This is a genomic window from Mesorhizobium sp. M7A.F.Ca.CA.004.04.2.1 (assembly GCF_004022825.1).
Classification (GTDB): domain Bacteria; phylum Pseudomonadota; class Alphaproteobacteria; order Rhizobiales; family Rhizobiaceae; genus Mesorhizobium.
Genome location: NZ_RZPH01000760.1, coordinates 1 through 3,010, shown reverse-complemented (window position 1 = coordinate 3,010; position 3,010 = coordinate 1). Strand labels below are relative to the sequence as shown.

General features: G+C 61.7%; 2 protein-coding genes and 1 pseudogene. All 3 read left to right on the top strand.

The window, feature by feature from the left end; all coding sequences use genetic code 11:
- A pseudogene (locus EN893_RS26510) lies at positions 1-686 on the top strand (peptidase M17); the annotation flags it as partial.
- Positions 687-741: 55 nt separating this feature from the next.
- Complete coding sequence (locus EN893_RS26505) at positions 742-1,647, top strand: proline iminopeptidase-family hydrolase (RefSeq protein WP_127268711.1); 906 nt, start codon at positions 742-744, stop codon at positions 1,645-1,647.
- A 19-nt stretch (positions 1,648-1,666) separates the two neighbouring features.
- A partial coding sequence (locus EN893_RS26500) for an ABC transporter substrate-binding protein (protein ID WP_164901118.1) occupies positions 1,667-3,010 on the top strand: 1,344 nt, incomplete at its 3' end.

The window sequence follows — 3,010 nt, the reverse complement described above, 5'->3', positions numbered from 1 at the left end:
GCATCAAGGGCGGAGCGCAGATGTTCGACATGAAAGCCGACATGGGCGGAGCGGCGGCTGTGGTCGGCCTGCTGATCGCGCTCGCCCGGCAAGGCAGCCCGGTACACGTTGTCGGTGTTCTCGGCATCGCCGAGAACATGCCATCGGGCACCGCGCTCAAACCGCGCGACATCATCACCACGGCCTCGGGACAGACAGTGGAAGTGTTCGACACGGATGCGGAGGGACGCCTGCTTCTGGCCGACTGCCTCTACTATGCAGCCACGCGCTTCAACCCTTCGGTGATCGTCGATCTGGCGACGCTGACCTATTCGGTGACGCGTGGCCTGGGGTCGATATTCGCAGGCCTATTCAGCACCGACGATGCCATCGCTTCACAGATGATCGCGGCCGGAGAAACGGTCGGCGAGCGGTTCTGGCGGCTGCCGCTCGACCGGGCCTATGATGAGGGTCTGCAATCGCCGTTCGCGGACCTCAGGCATCATGCCAAGGACATGGAAGACGGCGACGCTCCCTATGCGGCGGCCTTCCTGCGTCACTTCACGGAAGACCGCCCCTGGGTGCATCTCGACATCGCCAGCAAGGAACTGACCGACACCGATCGGCCTCTGGGCAGGCAAGGCGCCACGGCATTTGGCGTGCAGATGCTGGAAGAGTGGGTGCAGGTCACCCGCAACATGAGTTAGGGCGCCTGCCGTCACGGACAAATACAAGATGCCTTCAACCGCACTGGGAACTGGGATGTCATCTGAGATCATAGGCATGGAAGGACGGGCCGCTTTCGACGCCTACGAGACCTGGTATCGGGTCAGTGGCGAACTCGGTGGCGAAAAGGCGCCTGTGGTGATCCTGCATGGCGGCCCAGGCGTCGCTCACAACTATGTCGATGCCTACAAGCTTCTTGCGCGAAGGGATCGCGCCGTCATCCACTACGACCAGTTGGGCTGCGGCAATTCCACCTTGCTGCCTGAGAAAGGCGCCGATTTCTGGACACCTGGGCTGTTCATCGACGAGCTTGAAAACCTGGTCGACCATCTCGGCATTCGGACGGGCTTCCACGTCCTCGGCCAGAGCTGGGGCGGCATGCTGGGCGCCGAATATGCCGTGACGCGGCCGCAGGGCCTGAAGTCGCTGACCATCGCCAACTCGCCGGCTTCCATGAAACTGTGGGTCGAAGAGGCCAACCGGTTGCGTGCCGACCTACCCGCGGATGTGCAGGAGACACTGACCCGGCACGAGCAGGCCGGCACGACGGGCGATGCGGCGTACCAGGCGGCGACGATGGTGTTCTACGAGCGGCATGTCTGCCGGGTCGTGCCTTTCCCGTCCGAAGTCACGGAAAGTTTCGCCCAGGTCGTGCGCAATCCGACCGTCTATAATCTGATGAATGGGCCAAACGAATTCCATGTCATCGGAACGCTGAAGAATTGGAGCATCGTCGACCGTCTGCCGGCCATCGATGTTCCTACTCTGATCATCTCCGGACGTCACGACGAGGCCACGCCCGCGACCGTGCAGCCCTACAAGGACGGCATCAAGGGGTCTCGCTGGGAGATATTCGAGCATTCCAGCCACATGCCGCATGTCGAAGAGCAAGATGCGTGCATGCGGGTGGTGGGAGACTTCCTGGACCACAACGACAATTGAAGAAAAGGGGAATGAAGACATGAAGAAACTGCTTCTGGCGGCAACAGCCGCGGCATTGCTGGCCGGTACATGGCTGGCCCCGGCACAGGCCGAATATCTCAAGGAGCACCGAGGCGGCACCATCCGCCTGCTGGCCCGCTCCGCGGCCGGAACGCTCGATCCGCACATCAATTACACGGACCAGGGCTGGCAGATGTACCAGCCGATCTATGACGGCCTGGTAGCCTTCCGCAAGGCCGAGGGTATGGACGGCTTCACCATCGTTCCCGATCTGGCCGAGGCGTTGCCGCAGGTCAGCAATGACGGCAAGACCTTCACCTTCAAGCTGCGCAAGGGCATCAAGTTCTCCAGTGGCCAGGATCTTGGCGTGAAGGACGTCGTCGCTTCTTTCCAGCGCATCTTCAAGGTTTCCGGACCCACCTCCGGCACGTTCTATGCCGGCATCGTCGGTGCCGACAAATGCCTGGCCGACACCAAGAGCTGCACGCTGGAAGGCGGCGTTGTCGGCGACGAAGCGGCCGGCACCATCACCATCAACATCACCAAGCCGGATGCCGAGCTGCTCTACAAGCTCGCCTTGCCGCATGCCGTGGTCCTGCCGGCGGACACGCCCGCCGAAGACATGGGCTCCAAGCCCATTCCCAGCACCGGCGCGTACATGATCTCCGCCTTCGACCCGAACAAGGGCATGACGGTTTCCCGCAACCCAAATTTCAAGCAGTGGAGCGAAGAAGCCCAGCCGGACGGCTATCCGGATGTCGTCCAATATGATTTCGGCCTGTCCGAAGAGGCAGCCGTCACCGCGATCCAGAACGGCGAAGCGGACTGGATGTTCGACGCTCTGCCCAGCGATCGCCTGGGCGAACTGGGCAGCAAGTCCATGGACCAGCTGCACATCTCACCGCTTTCGGCTTGGTGGTACGCGCCGCTGAACAACCGTCTCGCACCCTTCGACAATGAAAAAGCCCGCCAGGCCGTTGCCTATGCGATCGATCGCAACACGCTGGTCAAGCTGTTCGGCGGAAAGGTGCTGGCCTCGCCGGTCTGTCAGGTCCTGCCCCCGGACTTCCCCGGCCATGAAGACTATTGCCCCTTCACCAAGAATCCGGGCGCCAAATGGTCGGCCCCTGACCTCGACAAGGCAAAGCAGTTCGTCGAGGACTCCGGCACCAAGGGTCAGAAGGTGACCATCATCGTCGAGGACACCGCCATTTCGCGGTCCATCGGCGTCTATCTGCAGAGCGTGCTGACCAGCATCGGCTATGTCGCCGACGTCAAGCCGATCTCGTCGAACATCCAGTTCACCTACATCCAGAACACCAACAACAAGGTGCAGATGTCCGTCACCCAGTGGTACAAGGAC